Origin of the sequence: Streptomyces sp. NPDC008317 (assembly GCF_042955955.1) — a bacterium.
Taxonomy (GTDB): Bacteria; Actinomycetota; Actinomycetes; order Streptomycetales; family Streptomycetaceae; genus Actinacidiphila.
Genome location: NZ_JBIBFQ010000006.1, coordinates 541,781 through 558,477, shown reverse-complemented (window position 1 = coordinate 558,477; position 16,697 = coordinate 541,781). Strand labels below are relative to the sequence as shown.

Genomic DNA, 16,697 nt, shown 5'->3' with positions numbered 1-16,697 from the left:
ACCGCGATCACCCACCCGACGACGCTGACCCGGTGGTTCGCCGAAGGGCTCGGAGCACAGCGGCAGTTGGGGTGAATGCCCTCTGCCGCGACGGCCGGGCCGGGTGCCTGGAACGGGTACGAGTTCAGCACCAGCGTCGCCGTGTCCGGCTTGTCGGGGCTGGTGAACGCGGAGACATCGGTGATGTTCGCCGCCGGGTCGGCCGCGACGGACGGGGAGTCGATGTGAGCGGGACGGTGCGGCAGGACGGTTCAGCGGGCGGCGCGCGCGGGGCGGGGAAGGCGTTCGTACACCGTCAACCGCCGTCCGTGGACGCGGACATCGGCCACCGGGGTGAAGTACGTCAGCAGGACCCGCATCTTCATCCGGTCCTGCGCCGCCGTCAGGGGGCGGGCGATCCAGGGGACGTCGGTGACCAGCAGGATGCGGTCCCGCGCGAGCATCGCCGTACGGATGCGGGCCGGGGCCGCCTCCAGGCCCTTCAGCGTTCCGGAGCGCTCCGGGGTCTCGGTCAGCGCTATGTCGTGCAGGCCGGAGAAGGCGCCGGGGGAGACGGATTCCGTGTCGCGGCGGGCGGAGGGGATGAAGAGGACGGCGTTGCCGGGGCGCTTGAGCCGCTGGACGTCGGAGGCCACGGCCATGACGTCGTCGACCCGGCTCTTCGGCGAGCGCTCGGCGAGCGACTGCGGGATCAGCGCCACCGTCGCGAGGGCGACCGCCACGGGGACGATCCACGCGGACGCGCGCGGGAAACGGGGCCGGGCGGCGCGCACCGCGGCGCCGATCGCCGCGCCGATGAGCAGCGCGAGGCCCAGCATGCTGAAGAGCACATAGCGGTCGAGGAACAGCGGCTGGAACAACGACACGCAGACCAGGCCGAGTTGCGGCACCGCGAGCAACGGCAGCCCCACGGCGGCGGCGGACAGCCGGTCCGTACGGGGCGCGTGCGCATGAGGCCCGTCCGTACGAGGCGCGTCGGACCGAGGTGGGGCGATACGAGGCGTGCCGGTACGAGGTGGGGTGATACGTAAGACGTCCGTACGGGCGCGGCCCGCGATACGGCGGCCGGACACCGCCGCGCAGACGCCGCCGATCAGCACCAGCACCCCGGGTCCGATCAGCATGTGCCAGGTCAGCGGCGGAATCCAGGACACCTGCGCCGACTGGCCCCGGCTGAAGAGGGCCAGCGGAGTGACGGCCAGGACGGCGACGGCGGAGGCGGCCGTCCAGGCGGCCCACGTACGGCGGTCGGCGGCCCGGGACCAGAGCAGTGTGGCCAGGTGCGCGGGGAGGATCAGGAGCGAGAACCAGTTCAGCAGCCCGCAGACGAGGACGGCGCCGCCGTATCCCGCCCAGCGCCACGCGCGGCGGCGCGGTCCGGTGTCCTCCTGGAGCGCGGCGACCAGCAGCAGGGTCGACACCCCGGCCCCTGCGGCGACCAGCGCGTACGGCCGCCCCTCCTGGAGGTAGAACTGCACGGCGGGCAGCAGCCCGAACGCCAGCCCGCCCGCGAGGCCCGCGGCGGGACCGGCCAGCCGCCGCCCGATGAGCGCGACGCAGGTGGCCGCCACCGCGCCGGCCAGCACCGAGGGCAGCCGCAGCGTGGTCGTGTGGGGTCCGAACACGCTGAACAGGGCGTGCATCAGCAGGTAGTAGAGGCCGTGCACGACGTCCACGTGGTGCAGCATGCGCAGGATCTCGGGGGTCGACCGCCCGGCCACCTGCCAGGTGGCCGCCTCGTCACGCCAGACGGTGTGCTGCCGGGAGAGTCCCCAGAGGCCGAGGGCGAGAGTCCACAGCGGCGGAATCAGCCAGATCAGCATCGCCCGACTCGGTAAAGATGCCCGAGAGGCCGCGATGGTTGCTTTGAATCCCGAACGGCTTTGTATCGAACGGGATTTGCTGTCGGTGGACGTCAAAGAGGCACCCGAGGCAGTTTGTTGAATTGTGAACCGCCTGGAGGAAGCGTGATCGACACCCACTGATGGCGGTGACACGCATCCTACTCCGGCGCGCGCGGCGGACTTTCGGAACGTCATTTCTCCGCGCGCGCACCGCTCGAAATGGCCGTCGGTACGGTGGCCGGAACGTTGTTCGGCGCCGTGTTCGGCGCGTTGTTCGGTACGTTGTTCGGCGCGGCGGTCGATGCGGCGGTCGATGCGGGCGCGGGTGCGGCCTGCCGGGGGGATGCCGGTGCCGCCCCTGCCCCTGGTGCGGCCCCTGCCCCCGGTGCGGCCCCTGCCCCCGGTGCGGCCCCCGCGCCCCTCCCCACCGCGAACACGTTGTCGCAGCGGTCCCGCACGCCCGCGTCGTGCGTGGCGATCACCACCGCGCACCCCGACCGGCTCAGCTCCCGCAGAATGTCCACCACCACAGCCGAGTTGGCGTCGTCGAGCGCGCCCGTCGGCTCGTCCGCCAGCACCAGCGCCGAGCGCTGGACGAGCACGCGCGCCAGCGCGACCCGCTGCTGCTCACCGCCGCTGAGGTGATGGACCGTCTCCTTGCCGCGCCCCGCGAGGCCGACCCGCTCCAGGGCCTCGGCGATCGCGGGCCCTGCCTTGCCGCGCAGCAACGGCCTCGGCCTGGCCGCGACTTCGAGATTCTGCTCGACGGTCTCGCTCTCGATGAGCGCGTAGTGCTGGAAGAGATATCCGAGGGTGTCGCGGCGGAATTGCCGGATGTCGCGGCGGCCGAACCGCGTGATGTCCTTCCCCTCGTACCGGATGGCACCGGACGTCGGGCGGTCGAGCAGACCGAGGCAGTTGAGGAGGGTCGACTTTCCCGATCCGCTGGGACCGACGAGAGCCAGCATCTCGCCGCGCTCCACGGTGAGGTTGACGTTGTCCCACAACGTGCGGGAACCATAGGACTTCGAAAGACTCTCGATCTCGATCAGCTTCGTCATGACAGGCACACTCCTGCTCGGTGGAGGAATTCCGTGGGCGCGGCCGGCTCAGGTCCCGGTCGCGCCCTCCTTCACGATGCGGCGGTGGAAGTAGGCGAGGGCGAGCAGCACGGCGGCCAGTTCGAAGACGACCAGACCGCTGATGACACCGAGGTCGAGCGCGGTCAGCCGGGTCGGCTCGAAGGTCGCGGGCTCACCGGCGGCGGCCAACTGCCGCAGGTGCTGGCGCTGTTGCCACGTCTGGAACGGCACCCGGGTCGCGAAGATCACCGCGATGGCCACCTCGACGGCCAGGAGGAAGCGGTGCGAGGCGACGTACCGCCAGCCGCTGACGTGCTGGGCGAAGATGCTCTGCGCGTTCTTGCGGGCGTAGATGAGGCAGACGCCGACCGCGGCGATGAGGAGCACCATCGCGGCGATGACCAGGTTGAAGATCTGGACCCGGAGTTCGGTGAGCGCCTTCCTGAGGTCGAGGGCGGTCTTCTCGCCCACCGGACTCATGGAGTTCACGTAGTCCTGGAGGTGTTCCGCGCGGATGCCCGCGGTCACGTCGGCGGGGTCGGGGAAGACGACTCCGGCCTGTGTCGCGATGGCGGTGTAGGCGTCGTCGGTGAGGAAGCGCGATCCGTTGGGGACGACGATGACGACCGGGTCGCGCACCATGGATCGGTCCTCGGCCGCGTCGTGGCCCGAACGGTAGGAGTACTCACCGGTGTTGTAGCCGAAGACGCGCTGGCCGCCGCGGGTCGCCGAGACCTTCATGGGGACGCGCCCGGTGAGGTCGGGATCGATGATCGCCTCGGCGGCCTTGGTGATCGCGGGGGTGTCCGACGCGAGCGTGTCGGGGATCAGCAGCCGTACCGCGCGGGCGTCCGCGGCCGTCGCGCTCCCGGCCTGCGACGCGTAGCGCCGCCCCGCCGGGTCGACCATCGGCTGCCGTGCCAGATAGGTGTCGTTGACGACGAGGATCTCGCCGGAGGGCAGGTGCTCACCGGGCGCGGACATCTGGAGGTCCCGCCGCCCGGCCACGATCACCTCGCCCCGCGCGTCGGCTCTGCGCAGCCACGGCCCGACGTGCTGGTCCAACTGGTCCATGTGCATGGCGAATGCGCCGCTGAGCCGGATCGACACGGCGTCGCCGACCGCGTGGTACGCGTCCCGGTTGTCCTCACGGGTGAGAACGTCGCGGCTCGCGAGCGTGGCGTTGGTGGCGATGCTGAGCGCGAGCAGCAGCGCCGGGACACGGACCAGGTAGACGCTCAAGGACGCGGCTCGGGAAGGGAGTTCGCCCTTGAGCGCGGGCAGGACGCCGACCTTGAACGTCAGCGCGAGCGCCGCCGCGTGCGCGGCCAGGACGACGGCGGCCAGCAGGACGGCGAGGACCGCGGCCACCGCGCCGAACAGGCCGAGCCACGCGAGGCCGTTGTAGAGGCCGAGGAAGGTGAGGACCGCGGCCGCGACGACGGCGGCCGACAGCGGCCAGAAGACCGCGAGCCGCCGCAGGTCGCGCAGCAGGATGCCGGTGAAGGACATGCCCTGCATGCGCAGTACGCCGTACGCCCGCGCGTTGAGCAGCACGCTCGCGCCGGTCATCGTCAGCGCCGCGAGGGCGACGACGTAGAAGGAACGGAAGAGCGAGTCGTTCTTGTACCGGTCGATCAACCCCCGTACGGACAGCGGGTGGCTGACCTCGACCGTCATGCCGAGGTGCGTGAACTCCAGCCGCAGGGCGTCGGCGGCGCCCGCCGGCCCGAAGACGTAGTACGTGCCGCGCGGGTCGAGTTGGCCGACGTCGGCGAGCGGGTGCACGCGGGTGGTGAAGTTCTCGCTGAACGCCGGGTAGCCGTGATCCAGCCACTTCGCGGTCCGCGTACCGGTGCCGCCGGGCGCGAGGTACAGGTGGCGGACCGTGTCGGGGTTCTTGAGGTCGGGCACCTCGCGCGCGACCCCGACCCCGTGCCGCGCCGCGAACGACTCGACGGCCTGGACGACGTGGGGCGCGCTCGTCGATCCGTCGGAGTCGAGCACGTCGACCATGGCGGAGTTGCCCAGCACCCCGTCCTCGTCGAGTCCGCGCACGAAGAGGAAGGCCAGGACGGCGGAGAAGGCCAGAAGGGCGGCGTGGACGACTCGAATACCGCGATGCAGCATGGTGATTCCTCGGTTGAGGGCGCTCGGGAATTCAGACGGGCGTGACGGCGTGACGGCGACGTACGGTGTACCGGCTGTTCACGGCTTACCGCTTACGGCTTGCGGCTTGCGGCTACGGCTCACGGCTCAGGGCGGGCGCGGGCGCGGGAGCGCCGAGCGGCCGTGGAGGCGGTGACGTCCCCGCCTCCACAACCGCGCCGGATCACCCGGCCGTTACCACCCGGCCGTTACCACCCGGCGGCTACCGCCCGACCGCTACCGCCCGACCGGTACCGCCCGGCCGGTCAGCCATGACCGGCCCCCTCGCTGACGGAGGGTCAGCAGGACGGGTTGTAGTAGTAGCTGACCGAGTTGCCGTTCAGCCCCGCGGAGGCCAGGGACCATACGCCCTTGGCCGTGCAGCCGCTGCCGAACACGACGGTGCCGATCTTCACCGACGACGCGTGCTTGTTCGTCGGGTGCTTGTAGTTCGACCACGCGGTGTTGGCGCCGTGGTCGTAGCTCCACTTGCCGCCGCCGACGTCGACCGAGGTGGCCAGGGCCGGCGTGGCGGCGGCGAAGCTGAGGGCGACAGCGGCGACGGCGACCTTAATTCCGGTTTTCTTGTTCATGAATGAACTCCGCTTTCTCGTGGGCTTGATCGGACGAGGCAGAACCCTGGCACACATTCAGTTGCACTGGCAACCATGAAATTGCGCTCCGGGAATTGCCTGTCGCGGGCGGGTCGGAACGGTCCGCCCATGCCTGAATCCACCGGCGTCAGCGGGCGGCGACGGCGGTGGTCGGCAGGTGAATGGGAAGCGGGAATTCCGCACCGCGCGATGTCCGGCCGCGGGCCGGATTTCGGGCGGTACGGGGTACGTGGACGCCCGGCGCGGGCGGGCGGGCGCCGGTGCGGACGGCGACGCGTCAGGCGGTCGCCGCAGCGGGCCCGTACCGTTTCACGTGCTGCGCTGCGCCGATGGTCGGTCTTCTGATCCCACGCATGTGTGCTCCCCCGTGCCGGTGCCGGGTGGTCCGCGGCAACCCGGCCGACGATAGGCGCGGATCCGGCCGACCTCGAATCCCGTACCGAGGCTTGGCGCGTTCTCGGCGGTATGCGGCTTGAATCAGATCCGGGAAACGGCCCTCCGGTGCGGAATTCCGGATTCAACTTGATTCACGCTGCAAGTAAGGTGCGGCATTCCGTTTTCCGCGAAGTACGGCTATCCGGAACGGTGTTGCGGGAATGTGAGACCGCTCCCGCGAAACGCATTCGGAATCCTCACGGCGCGCTGTGTCGCGGGGGACGAGGCGGGCGGCCTCAGGGCAGGAGGCGGGCGAAGACGACGATGTTGTCGAGGTAGGTGTGGCCGGTGAAACGGCCGCCGCAGGTGATCAGGCGGAGTTGGGGGTCGGGGCGCGGGGCGTAGACGGCCTCGGTGGGGAACGCGTCCTTGGCGTAGCTCCGGACGGACGTCACCTGGAAGCGGACGGTCCGGTTGTCGTCGAGGGTGACGCGGATGACGTCGTTGACCCGCAGGAGTGAGAGACGGGAGAAGACGGCGGGGCCGTCGGGGGAGTCGACGTGGCCGACGAGCACGGCGGGGCCGGGGGCACCGGGGACCGGACCCGCGTCGAACCAGCCCGCCCGGCTCGGCCGCGAGGGGGTGTCCAGGGCACCGGAAGGGGTCAGGCCGAGCGGTTCGAGCGGGGTGTCGACGTCGATGGCCGGGATGGCGAGCCCGCGGGGCCGGGCGGCGGTCGCCTCCGTCGGGGCCACGGGCCGGCTGACGACCCGGCCCGGCTCCGGGGCGACCGCCCCGACGGCGGCGCGCGCATGGCCGGAGCCCGGCCGCGTCCCCAGATTCGCGGCGAGGCCGACGGCGCCGCCCGCGACCGTCACCACTCCGAGGACGGCGAGCGCCCCGGCCGCTCCCCGATGACGCGGCCGGGGCCGTGCGTGTCGCGGCGCCATGACGCCGCTCAGCCGCGCCGCAGTCGGCGTACCGACAGCACCAGCAGGCCGGAACCGATGACCAAGGCGGCTCCCCAGCCGACCAGTTGGGGCGTACGGGAGCCCTCGGCCGCCGCCTTCCGCTGGTCGAGGCCGCCGAAGCCCGCGTCCACGCCGCCGTGGGGTTGACGGCTCGGCCCCGCGGAGTCGGTGAGGTCGAGCAGGCCGGGCGCGGAGCCGGTGGAGGACAGGACGACCAGCGTGTGCGTGCTGCGGCCGGTCAGTTGGACGGTACGGGAGGTCGTCGCGGCCCCGGCCGAGACCCGTACGGTCGTGCTGCCCGCGGACACCGTGCGGTACGGGGTCGAGGCGGGGAAGCGCAGCGAACCCTGGTTCAGCGCGGCCACGTGGACCGCGACGGCGGGCTGGCTCAGCGACGCCTGGATGACCCGTACCGCGGCCTGGCCCTGCGGGGCCGACAACTGGTCGGAGAGCGTGCGCAGTTGCAGCGCCGAGTTCGGGCCGAGCCCGGCGACGGTGTACGCGCGGCCCTGCACGACCCGCACGGTCGAGGAGATGACCGGCGACACCGACGCCGGGTCGCCCGCCTTCCGCATCGCGACCGTGTACTGGCCGGTGGCGACCGACTCGTACGGCGAAGCGTGCCCGTACGACACGCTCTTGAGCACCATCGCGGCCTTCGATCCGCCGAAGGGGTAGAGGTAGACGTCCACCGGCGGCGTACCGGGCGAGAAGTGCGCCAGCCGCAGCCAGCCGCCGGACCAGGCGGGAGCCGCCGACGCACCGGCCGCGGCCGGGCCCGCCAGCACCGCGGCGCTGAGCGTGAGAACGGCGGCGGCGCCGAGCGCGGCGGCCCGCGACGAGGATCTGGACGACGGTCTGGACGACGATCCGGTGCGCGCGGTCGCCCGCGGGAAAAGCCTCATGCGAAGTCCTTCTGACGGGCGGATGCGCCGATTGGTCCGGCGTTCAGGGGCGGGTCGGGGGCGGGGGCGGGGGCGTGGTCTGGGCCTGCGTCGGTGCGGGCCGGGGTCGGGCCGTCTGACGGGCGGGTGTGCCGGTCGGCTCGGGGTTCAGGGGCGGGGTCGGGGCCTGTGTCGGGGCGGGGTCGGGCCGTCTGACGGGCGGCTCGGGGTTCGGGGCCGGGGCCTGTGTCGGGTCGGCTCGGGGTCGGGCCGCCCAACGGGGTGGGCCGGTCGGTCCGGCCTTCACGGTCGAGCCGGGGGCCGGTACGGGGTCGGCTTCGGCGTTCACGGTCGAGGTCCGGGTTCGGGCCGGGCCCGGAGGGCGGCCCGTGCGGGGGCGATGCGGCGTTCACGAAGGCGAGTTGGCGCTGACGAGGCCGTCGGGCGCGGGCTGGTCGTACAGCACGGTCAGGACGGCGGGGGTTCCGGCGCCACCGGTACGCGCCGCGGTCCGCAGCGGGCGGTAGGGCGGCTGCTGGGCGTCGACGAGGGCGCGCAGCGCGGCGGCCTGCGGTCCGCTCCCCGTGGCCGGGGAGCCGTCCACGCGCGAGATCGCCACGCCGCCGCGCGGGACGTCGGCACCGGCGCCGGGCGCGGGCGCGTCGAAGGACGCGACGGTGAGGGTGTGACCGCTGCTGAGGACGGCGAGCAACGCGCAGACGCGCAGGTCGACATGACCACTCGTCAGAAGCGCGCGCGTGCCGCCTTGGAAGGTGATCCGCTGGTTGGCGGCGAGCGCCGCCCCCGAGAAGCGGCGCTCCGCGCGGTCCGCGGCGGCCACGCGCTCGTACGCCGTACGCCCGGCGTGGGCGATCGGCAGCACCTCGGCGCGCTGCGCGTCGGCCGCCGCGTCCGTCCCGCTGCCGCTCCCGGCCCCGTCACCCGCCCCGTCCCCCGACCCGGTCCCGTCACCCTCACCCCCGCCGAACACGGCGAGCGGCTGCGGGCCGGTCAGATCCCGTAGCGCGTCCCCCGCCATCGCGCGCAACGGGCCGGTGACGACGGCGACATCGGCGCCGAGCAGCTGCTGCGGAGAGGAGGTGACGGTGAGCGTGGAGCCCGCGGGGAAGCCGTGCGACACGAGCGCGGCGCAGACGGCGACGTCGCAGGCGACGACGTGGGTGGGGCCGATGTGCCCGGCCACCCAGGTCGCGACGGCGTCGCGGATCGGCGGCGGCGTGGACGGGGAGACCGACGCGGAAGACGACGCGGACGACGACCCGGACGCGGACGCGTTCGGATCGACGGCCGCCGTCGGCCGGTCGGAGCCCTCGGTCCCGGACCCGGAGCCCGAGCCGCCGCGGTCGCGCAGGACGACCACGGCCGCCGCGGACACCACCGCCAGGACGAGCACGGTGACCGCGAGCGCCCGGCCCCGGTGCCGCCGGGCGGCCCGTTCACCGGGCGCGGCCGGCGCCTTCGGCCTCAGTCCGAGGTGGCGCCGGACGAAGGACCGCAGGGTGTTCCAGTAGATCCGGAGCCAGGACGGCTCGTCGGGGCCGCCGGGTCTGGGAGGTTCACCAGGCCCCGACGGCCCCCCGCCCCCGGACGGTCCCGCGGCCTTCCCCTCCCGGGCCGCGGGTTCGAGCCCCGGCACCAGGCCGGGCGGCAGGCCGAGCGCCGGTCCCGGCGGCCGTGGCCGCCGTACCGGTGTGCGGGGCTCGAAGAAGTTCTGCGACATGGACCGCTCACGGGTTGGAAGGGGAACGGCGCCCGCGCGGCGGTGACGACCGCCGCCCGGACGACCGGGACCGGGGCGTCACGGGCTGGTGCCCGCTTCCGCGAAATCGGCCTCCCCCCTGAGGAAGCCGACTCCGCAGCGCCTCGGAGCGAAAGGAATCCAGCCCGAATATCAGCACACTTGAACGAAACTGACAAGCCCTCTCACTTTCCGTTCAATCTCGGACACGGAGTGAATCCCGAATATGCCCGCTGCGATCAAACGTGCTGGTCAGCGCGGCGAGAGTGGTGATGATCATTACGGTGATCCTTTTACTCGCGAGTAATTCACTCACGCACCACAAAGCTCATCGGGAGCGTCCCGGTATTCGGGCACGACAAATTCCGGACGCGGGCTGAATGGGCAGAGATTCAGCAGATCCCGCGGTCCGGAAACGACACCTCCACAGCTCAGTGGAGGTAAGCGGCAGGCCCGGTCCTTCCCGTACGACGACCACACGGAGACGCTCTCCTGCCCCGTATTCGGAGCCGCTCCGGCCGCGGATGGGTCGCCGGCCAGGATCAGTCGGGGAGCACGACGGTTCGCCGTGCGGCGGCGATCAGGGCCCGCCCGATGTCGGCCTCCGGCTCGCTCGCGGCGGTGAACCGGCCGGTCTGGACGCCGTGCACGGCCAGGAACACCGTGTCCGCCGCCCGTGCCTGCGCCTCCCCGAGATCCGGGCCTCCACGCTCGCCGACGAGGGCGTGGCCCTCGGCGCCCTGCGCCTGGCCCTGGACGAGGTCGACCACCGCCTGTTCGGTACGGGCCTGTCCGCCCCCCTTCCGCCGCGCCGCCACTGACCCCCGGAACCCCGGCTCGTGTTGGTCCGAGCCGGGGTCCCCCCGGAGGTCTCGCGCGCCGAAGGTCAGACGCGGTCGGCGACGATCATCAGGTACTGGAAGCTGCCGTTCTTGTACGCGGTCAGGAAGGCGTCCTCGACTCCGGTGACCAAGTGGTCGGCGGATTTGCGCAGTTCCCAGTACGGGATGGTCGCGGCCGTCAGGTCCTCGACGTGGGTGGGCACCAGCCGGTGCTTGGCCATCGCCTGGAAGTACGCCGAGCGCGGGTGGATGTCGCAGATGTAGTGGGCGTTGATCAGGGACACCTCGCGGGACGCGCGCCCGTACGTGTCGTTGTAGCAACCGGTGATGACGACGTAGCGACCGCCGCGGCGCAGCAGCCGGGCGTGCTCGGCGAAGAGCAGGTCCAACTCCACATACATCGTCGACTCGTTGTTCCACGACGCGGCGTAACCGCCGGTCTGGAAGCCGGTGTCGAGCATGTTGCGGTGGTGGTAGCGGACCTTGCCGTCGATACCGCGCGCCCGCGCCTGCTCATTGGCGAAGTCGGCCTGCTTGGTGGAGAGCGTGACGCCGTCGGCGTGGCACTGGTAGCGCAGATTCGCGGTGACGCTGCCGCCGCCGCGCCCGCAGCCGGCGTCGAAGACCCGGTCCTCGGGGCTCAGCGGGCCCAGGTGCTTGGCGAGGAGTTCGGCCTGGGCGTGTTCGAGCCGGTGCAGTTCCGTGGTGATCAGATCCCGGCGCCTGGCGGGGTCCGTCTCGTCGAGTACGGACCAGTCCACGTCGCCGACACCGTAGTGGTGGTGGTACAGGTCGTCGATCCTGCCCAGTTCGAGGTTGACCGGATTCTGTTCGGCGTTCCAGTAGTCCGCGACGCGGGTCTGGTACGTGGACTGGGCCGGAACCGGTGCCTTGGCGACGCCGGGGTGCGAAATGGTCAACGCTGACTCCTCTTGGTACTGGGATCGGTCATCGTGCCGTGGAGCGGGTGAAGCGGCCTGCGCCTACCAGTAGTTGGGCAGGCGGTATCGGTGGGTGTTGGTCGCGTGCCATTCGTGGTTGCCGGCCACCCAGTCCGACAGCCCGCGTGCGTACCGCGCGACCAGCGGTGACGTCGCCGACGCGGCGGCGGCCTCCTCCTCGAAGGAGCCCATGATCCGGTTGTGGATCTCGACGCTCTCCAGATAGGCCGCCTTGAGGCCGCATCCCTCGTTGGCGGCCACGACCTGCGGCAGATTGAGGTGCGTCGGGTCGCCCTCCAGCTCCTTGGTGAAGGAGTAGAGGTCGTTGACGATGGTCGTCGCGTTGCAGGCCAGCGCCGTGATCCGCTGGATCTCCGGCCGCGCGTAGACGGCCTCGGGCAGCTCGTACCCGTCGACCGCGTCGATGATCGACAGGCAGGGGCGGAAGTTGTTGAACTGCCGCATCACCAGGTATTCCCACACCTGCGGGACGAAACGCTTCTCCGCCCAGGCCGCTTCGGCGAGATAGCCCAGGTGCAGCCGGGCGATGTCGTGCATGAAGCGGGTGGTCTGGCTCGGGGTGGCGAACTCCGCGTAGTCCCTCATCGCCCAGTGGTACGAGCGCAGGGGCCCGTCCGCCTGCATGCCGAGCCGCCACTGGGCCTCGGACTCGGGCGTGCCGTGGTGCGGGTCGATCGCCGACTGGGCCATGAGCAGCGGCCCGCCGAGGCCCTGGTGGGAACCGCCTCTTCCTTCCTCCTCCTCGCAGTAGCAGGAGTCCACCAGGTTCTCGGCGAGCAGCAACTCGCCCGCGACGGTGAGCCGTTCGAGGTCGGCGGCGCCCGGATGCTGGAGCACCACGGCCCGGCCGAACTGGAATCCCGCGAAGTCCCCGTTCCACGCGGGCGGGAACAGGTCGAGGCCGCGCGCCCACTCCTCGAGCCGCCGGTCCACCTCGTCGACCTTCGCCTGGTCCACGGGCGGCGCGGGCTGGTACCTGAGACCGGGAACGGCCCCGGTGCGCCGGGCCTTGAGCGTCCGGGTGAGATTCTGCGGACCGGGCAGTTGCCGGGGGACGGTGGGGGTGACGGCGGCCACCGTGGTGGCCGCCGCCCGCGACACGTCCGTGTCCGGGGGCGCGCCCGTCGCGTGATCCACGCTCGGCCCGGTCACTCGACGGTCCTGCCGAGCTGGACGTTCTCCAGGATGCCGACCGCGTCGGGCACGAGGATCGCCATCGAGTAGTAGGCGGTGACCAGATAGCTGATGACCGCCGTCGTGCTCACCCCCATGCGGCGCATGTTCAGGCCCGGTTGGAGCTGATCCGGCAGCGCGGTCGGGAGCAGGCCGACCACGCCCTGGTCGTCCTCACCGGTACGCAGCGCGATGATGCTGCTGGTGTGGTGCGCGGTGACCGGGATCTTGCCGCAGGGCAGCAGCGGCACACCGCGCCAGGCGGGCACCGCGTGCCCGTTGACGTCGGCGAGGCCCGGCATCAGACCGCGCTTGCTCACCTGCCGGAAGAAGGCGGTGATCGCCTTCGGGTGGGCGATGAGGAAGCGGGTGCCGCGCCGCATGGACAGCAGCTCGTCCAGGTCGTCCGGTGTCGGCGGCCCGCTGAAGGTGCTGATCCGCTGGTCGTACTCGGTGTTGTGCAGCAGCCCGAAGTCACGGTTGTTGACCAGCTCCCACTCCTGGCGCTCGCGGATCTCCTCGATGGTCAGCTTGAGCTGCTGCTGGGTCTGGTCCATCGGGTCGTTGTAGAGGTCCCCGACCCTGCTGTGCACGCGCAGCGTGGTCTGGGTCAGCGACAACTCGTACTCGCGCGGGGCCAGTTCGTAGTCCACGTAGCCGCTGGGGATCGACGGCTCGCCGCGGTGCCCCGCCTGCGTCGGGACGTCCGCCTCGCCGCGCCGGTTCGTCGGCCGCCGCTGCCGCTCGGCGTACGCGGCCAGGTGCGCGGCGAAGGAGGGGACGCGGCCGGCGACTTCGGCGACGACGGTCCAGGGGACGGTGAGCAGGACGGCCGCGGTGTCGGCCCGCGCCGAGGACGTCCACCGCGGCTCGTCCTGGCCGATGGCCTCGTCCCCCAACTGGCCCCCGTCGGTGACGACTCCGGTGACCGCCTCCTCCCCGTACTTGCCCTCGGTGTACCGGGTCAGCCGTCCGTGGACGACGAGGTAGGTGTCGGTGATCGGCTGCCCTGCCGTGAACAGCGCTTCTCCGGCGCGCACTTGGCGGACCTCGTAGCGGCCGGCCAGTTCCCGCAGCACGTCCGTGTCCTGGTAGCCGCGCAGCGCCGGGAGTTCGGTCAGCGTCTCCGGGATCACCCGGACGTCGTCGGCGCCGTTCTGGTCGAAGCTCACCCTGCCCTGGCCGACGTGGAGTTGGAGCCTGCGGTTGACGCGGTAGGTGCCGCTCGGGACGTCCACCCAGGGCAGCATCCTGAGCAGCCAGCGCGAGCTGATCCCGCGCATCTGCGGTTCTGACTTGGTGGTGGTGGCGAGTTGCCGCGCCCCCAGGGTGCTGAGGCTGGTGAGCCGCGCGCCGTCGCCGGGTGCGGCGGGCGGCGGCTCGTCGGTCGTGGGGCTGATGGTGCTTTCCGAAGCGGGCACTTTGCCTCCGGGACGGGGAACAGAGCTGTGCGCACAGGCCAGTCGCGGACCGGACGGCCCGCGGGACCGAACGGCCCCGGGACCGGACGGCCCACCGCACGGGAACCAGCGAAACAGCCCGGGGCGCCGTCCCGGTACGGCGCGCGGGGGGCGACTTCGCGCCGCGAGTGGTGCAAACCTTCCGGCCGAGGCGGGAAGGGGCGCGCGCCCCCGCGATCACCTCAGCCCGCCGCCACAACGCCGCCGCCAGGCGTTTTCCCCACCCTTCACGGGTTCGGGTGATCCCCCCGTCACAAGGTTTCACCCCGGCGCGCCCCCTGCCCGCGCGCCGTTCGCGGGAGGCGGGAAAGCCCCCGAGGGACACGTCTCAGACGGTGTGGACCGTGACTCCGGCCGCCGCGAGGGCTTCCGTCTCCTCGGCGGGGGCCGCGCCGTCCGTGACGACGGCGTCGAGGGCGGTCGGCGCGGCGACGAACGCCAGCGCCGTACGGGAGAACTTGGCCGCGTCGGCGACGGCGATGACCCTGCGGGCGGCGGAGATCGCGGCGCGCTTGACGGCGGCGTCGGCGAGGTCGTAGGCGGTGAGGCCGTCGGCCGCGGTGAGGCCGCAGCAGCCGATGACGGCGGTGTCGAAGCGCAGGGAGGCGAGCGACGCCTCGGTGAGCGGTCCGGTGAGGGCGAGTTCGCCGGGGCGGGGCTCGCCTCCCGGCAGCAGCAGCTTGACGTGGGCGGCGCCGGTGAGGGCGTTGGCCGCGTGGAGGGACAGCGGCATGACGGTCAGGCGCCGGTGTTCCAGGGCGCGCGCGACCTCTAGACATGTGGTGCCGCTGTCGAGCACGACGGACTCGCCGTCGGTGAGCATCTGCGCGACGGCGGCGGCGATCCGCCGCTTCGCGTCGCTCCCGTCCTGCGCGCGCAGCGCGAACGGCGGCTCCTCGCCGCGCAGCAGCAGGCTCCGGGCGCCGCCCCGGTAGCGCTCGATGACGCCTTGCTCGGCCAGCGCCTCCAGATCGCGGCGGATCGTCATCTCGGAGGTGTCGGTGAGTTCCGCCAGGTCCGCGACGCTCATCCGGCCCGCCTCGCGCACGGCCTCCGCGATCCGCCGCAGCCGTTCCGCCGCCCCGGCGTGCGCCGCGCCGCCCGTTCCCTCAGTACCGCCCGCCGTACTCGCCATGACGCAATCGAACACCCGAGATGTTCGGATTGCAACTTTACAAACAGAGAATCTGTTCGTTACGTTCGAACCATGGAGAGATCCCTGCGGGCCGGACGGCTGGCCACCTTCGCCTTCTTCGCTCTCAACGGCTTCGTCCTGGGCATGTGGATCGTGCACATTCCCGCCATCGAACACCGCGTGGGCATCAGCCACGCCGTGCTCGGCTGGCTCCTTCTGCTGCTCGGCGGGGGCGCCTTCATCGGCATGCAGCTCGCCGGGCCCCTCACCGACCGGATCGGCTCCCGCAAGGTCGTACCCGCGAGCGCCACGCTGTGCGCCGCGGCCGTCGTCCTGCCGGGCCTGGCCACCAACCCGTGGGCACTGGCCGCCGCCCTGTTCGTCTTCGGCTTCGGCAACGGCTCCCTCGACGTCAGCATGAACACCCACGCCGTCCAGGTCGAGCACGGATACGCGCGGCCCATCATGTCCGCCTTCCACGCCGTCTTCTCGGTCGGCGGCGTCATCGCCTCCCTGCTCGGCGCGCTCACCTTGAAGCTCGGCTGGAGCCCGGCGGTCACCCTCGGCGCCGCGGCCCTGGTCGGCCTCGCCGTCATGGCCCTGGCCGCCCCGGCGCTGCTCCCCAAGGAAGTGGCCGAGCGGGCGGACGCGAGCGCGGCCACGGATACGGCCACGGGCGCGGCGACGGCCACGGGTACGGATACGGCCACGGATACGCCCAAGGCGGCGGCCAAGTCCGCGCGCAAGACCCCCTCCCGTATCTGGATCCTCGCCGCCCTCGCCCTGATGCTCATGCTCAGCGAAGGCGTCGCCAACGACTGGAGCGTGCTCCACCTGCGCGACGTCCTCGACGCCCCGCAGGCCACCGCCGCCCTCGCGTACGGCGCGTTCGCCACCGCGATGACCGTCGGCCGCTTCCTGACCGACTCGGTCGCCGCCCGCGTCGGCACGGTCGCGGTCCTGCGGTACGGCTCCGCCCTCGGCGCCGTCGGTCTCGCCACGGCCGCGCTGTCCAACAGCGTCCCGCTGGCCCTCATCGGCTGGACGGTCTTCGGTATCGGCCTGTCCGGCTGCATCCCGCAGCTCTTCAGCGCCGCCGGCCACGCGGACAAGGACGCGGCGGGCGCCAACGTCTCCCGCGTGGCGGGCCTCGGCTACCTCGGCATGCTCGCGGGCCCGGCCGTCATCGGCCCGCTCACCCACTTCATGCCGCTGAACGCCACCTTCGCCCTGCCGGTCGCCTTCTGTGTCATCGCGAGCGTCGCGGCGGGCACCCTGAAGCCGGACGCGGAGCCGGACGCGGCGGCCGGGACAGACGCGGCGGTCGAGCCTGACGCGGCGGCCGGGACAGGCGCGGCGGTCGAGACGGACACGATGACGGAGACGGACGCCGCCAGTGCGCCGCACGGGGCCTGAGTGTCAGGCGGGGCTGACGAGCCCCCTGCGTT

Annotated in this window: 14 protein-coding genes; 1 reads left to right on the top strand and 13 read right to left on the bottom strand. The window is 72.2% G+C overall.

Annotated elements, in window-relative coordinates:
- The 13 genes from ACFY9V_RS22650 to ACFY9V_RS22590 form a co-directional block, all read right to left on the bottom strand.
- On the bottom strand, positions 1-185 hold a 185-nt coding region (locus ACFY9V_RS22650), incomplete at its 3' end, for a hypothetical protein (RefSeq protein WP_391162575.1).
- A gap of 66 nt (positions 186-251) precedes the next feature.
- Positions 252-1,823 (bottom strand): glycosyltransferase family 39 protein, encoded by a 1,572-nt coding sequence (locus ACFY9V_RS22645; protein WP_391162555.1) that lies wholly within the window; start codon positions 1,821-1,823, stop codon positions 252-254.
- Positions 1,824-2,035: 212 nt separating this feature from the next.
- Positions 2,036-2,905: an ATP-binding cassette domain-containing protein gene (locus ACFY9V_RS22640; protein ID WP_391162554.1), complete on the bottom strand. Its 870-nt coding sequence runs from the start codon at positions 2,903-2,905 to the stop codon at positions 2,036-2,038.
- Between the two features lie 48 nt (positions 2,906-2,953).
- The gene (locus ACFY9V_RS22635) at positions 2,954-5,056 is read right to left on the bottom strand and encodes a hypothetical protein (RefSeq protein ID WP_391162553.1); all 2,103 of its coding nucleotides are present in this window, start codon (positions 5,054-5,056) and stop codon (positions 2,954-2,956) included.
- A gap of 317 nt (positions 5,057-5,373) precedes the next feature.
- The gene (locus ACFY9V_RS22630; protein WP_355336333.1) at positions 5,374-5,667 is read right to left on the bottom strand and encodes a lactococcin 972 family bacteriocin; all 294 of its coding nucleotides are present in this window, start codon (positions 5,665-5,667) and stop codon (positions 5,374-5,376) included.
- 692 nt (positions 5,668-6,359) lie between these two features.
- Complete coding sequence (locus tag ACFY9V_RS22625; protein WP_391162552.1) at positions 6,360-7,013, bottom strand: class F sortase; 654 nt, start codon at positions 7,011-7,013, stop codon at positions 6,360-6,362.
- 8 nt (positions 7,014-7,021) lie between these two features.
- Positions 7,022-7,939 carry a DUF4397 domain-containing protein gene (locus ACFY9V_RS22620; RefSeq protein WP_391042900.1) on the bottom strand — a complete coding sequence of 306 codons (918 nt, stop codon included), beginning with the start codon at positions 7,937-7,939 and terminating at the stop codon, positions 7,022-7,024.
- 388 nt (positions 7,940-8,327) lie between these two features.
- Entirely contained in the window at positions 8,328-9,659 is a 1,332-nt protein-coding gene (locus ACFY9V_RS22615) for a hypothetical protein (protein ID WP_391162551.1), read from the bottom strand.
- Between the two features lie 560 nt (positions 9,660-10,219).
- Positions 10,220-10,447 carry a hypothetical protein gene (locus ACFY9V_RS22610; protein ID WP_391162550.1) on the bottom strand — a complete coding sequence of 76 codons (228 nt, stop codon included), beginning with the start codon at positions 10,445-10,447 and terminating at the stop codon, positions 10,220-10,222.
- 116 nt (positions 10,448-10,563) lie between these two features.
- Positions 10,564-11,439, bottom strand: coding sequence for a geranyl diphosphate 2-C-methyltransferase (locus tag ACFY9V_RS22605; RefSeq protein WP_355336343.1), 876 nt, complete (start codon positions 11,437-11,439; stop codon positions 10,564-10,566).
- A 63-nt stretch (positions 11,440-11,502) separates the two neighbouring features.
- Complete coding sequence (locus ACFY9V_RS22600) at positions 11,503-12,558, bottom strand: family 2 encapsulin nanocompartment cargo protein terpene cyclase (protein WP_355336438.1); 1,056 nt, start codon at positions 12,556-12,558, stop codon at positions 11,503-11,505.
- Positions 12,559-12,629: 71 nt separating this feature from the next.
- Positions 12,630-14,075, bottom strand: coding sequence for a family 2B encapsulin nanocompartment shell protein (locus tag ACFY9V_RS22595; protein ID WP_391162549.1), 1,446 nt, complete (start codon positions 14,073-14,075; stop codon positions 12,630-12,632).
- Between the two features lie 367 nt (positions 14,076-14,442).
- A complete protein-coding gene (locus ACFY9V_RS22590) occupies positions 14,443-15,249 on the bottom strand; it encodes a DeoR/GlpR family DNA-binding transcription regulator (RefSeq protein WP_355336345.1) in 807 nt (268 codons plus the stop codon).
- A gap of 72 nt (positions 15,250-15,321) precedes the next feature.
- Here ACFY9V_RS22590 and ACFY9V_RS22585 point away from each other — a divergent pair, with 72 nt between their 5' ends.
- Positions 15,322-16,665: an MFS transporter gene (locus tag ACFY9V_RS22585; RefSeq protein ID WP_391162547.1), complete on the top strand. Its 1,344-nt coding sequence runs from the start codon at positions 15,322-15,324 to the stop codon at positions 16,663-16,665.
- The last annotated feature ends 32 nt before the right edge of the window (positions 16,666-16,697 follow it).

Excerpts from the sequence above, each read along its gene's own strand:
- ACFY9V_RS22615 (WP_391162551.1), bottom strand. The coding sequence starts at position 9,659 with ATGTCGCAGAACTTCTTCGAGCCCCGCACACCGGTACGGCGGCCACGG.
- ACFY9V_RS22590 (WP_355336345.1), bottom strand. The coding sequence starts at position 15,249 with ATGGCGAGTACGGCGGGCGGTACTGAGGGAACGGGCGGCGCGGCGCAC.
- ACFY9V_RS22635 (WP_391162553.1), bottom strand. The coding sequence starts at position 5,056 with ATGCTGCATCGCGGTATTCGAGTCGTCCACGCCGCCCTTCTGGCCTTC.
- ACFY9V_RS22630 (WP_355336333.1), bottom strand. The coding sequence starts at position 5,667 with ATGAACAAGAAAACCGGAATTAAGGTCGCCGTCGCCGCTGTCGCCCTC.
- ACFY9V_RS22585 (WP_391162547.1), top strand. The coding sequence starts at position 15,322 with ATGGAGAGATCCCTGCGGGCCGGACGGCTGGCCACCTTCGCCTTCTTC.
- ACFY9V_RS22625 (WP_391162552.1), bottom strand. The coding sequence starts at position 7,013 with ATGGCGCCGCGACACGCACGGCCCCGGCCGCGTCATCGGGGAGCGGCC.
- ACFY9V_RS22620 (WP_391042900.1), bottom strand. The coding sequence starts at position 7,939 with ATGAGGCTTTTCCCGCGGGCGACCGCGCGCACCGGATCGTCGTCCAGA.
- ACFY9V_RS22645 (WP_391162555.1), bottom strand. The coding sequence starts at position 1,823 with ATGCTGATCTGGCTGATTCCGCCGCTGTGGACTCTCGCCCTCGGCCTC.
- ACFY9V_RS22640 (WP_391162554.1), bottom strand. The coding sequence starts at position 2,905 with ATGACGAAGCTGATCGAGATCGAGAGTCTTTCGAAGTCCTATGGTTCC.